The following is a 935-nucleotide window of genomic DNA, read 5'->3' as shown; positions in this document are numbered from 1 at the left end:
TTCCGAACGTAGCCAACCAGCCGTGCTCTTGGCAGAACAACTGGCACACCAGAGGTTCGTCCGTCCCGGTCCTCTCGTACTAAGGACAGCCCTCCTCAAGACTCCTACGCGCGCAGCGGATAGGGACCGAACTGTCTCACGACGTTCTAAACCCAGCTCGCGTGCCGCTTTAATGGGCGAACAGCCCAACCCTTGGGACCGACTCCAGCCCCAGGATGCGACGAGCCGACATCGAGGTGCCAAACCATGCCGTCGCTATGGACGCTCGGGCAAGATCAGCCTGTTATCCCCGGGGTACCTTTTATCCGTTGAGTGACGGCGCTTCCACATGCCACCGTCAGATCACTAGTCCCGACTTTCGTCCCTGCTCGAGGTGTCCCTCTCACAGTCAAGCTCCCTTGTGCACTTACACTCGAAACCTGATTGCCAACCAGGCTGAGGGAACCTTTGGGCGCCTCCGTTACCTTTTGGGAGGCGACCGCCCCAGTCAAACTACCCATCAGGCACTGTTCCTGATCCAGATAATGGACCTAGGTTAGATATCCAGAACAACCAGAGTGGTATTTCAACGTTGACTCCACGACAACTGGCGTCGCCGCTTCACAGTCTCCCACCTATCCTACACAAGCTGTACCGAACACCAATACCAAACTATAGTGAAGGTCCCGGGGTCTTTCCGTCCTGCTGCGCGTAACGAGCATCTTTACTCGTAGTGCAATTTCGCCGAGTCCGTGGTCGAGACAGCGCCCAAGTCGTTACGCCATTCGTGCAGGTCGGAACTTACCCGACAAGGAATTTCGCTACCTTAGGATGGTTATAGTTACCACCGCCGTTTACTGGCGCTTAAGTTCACCGCTTCGCCTTGCGGCTAACAGTTCCCCTTAACGTTCCAGCACCGGGCAGGCGTCAGTCCGTATACATCGTCTTACGACTTG

At 56.1% G+C, this 935-nt stretch carries 1 rRNA gene; it reads right to left on the bottom strand.

Annotation, left to right across the window (positions count from 1 at the left end):
• Positions 1 to 935 (bottom strand): 23S ribosomal RNA (locus ABD665_RS21635); the annotation flags it as partial.

Origin of the sequence: Microlunatus spumicola, from assembly GCF_039536445.1 — a bacterium.
Classification (GTDB): Bacteria; Actinomycetota; Actinomycetes; order Propionibacteriales; family Propionibacteriaceae; genus Microlunatus; species Microlunatus spumicola.
The sequence above is the reverse complement of the archived record's forward strand: the minus strand, read 5'-3'. Positions and strand labels throughout refer to the sequence as shown.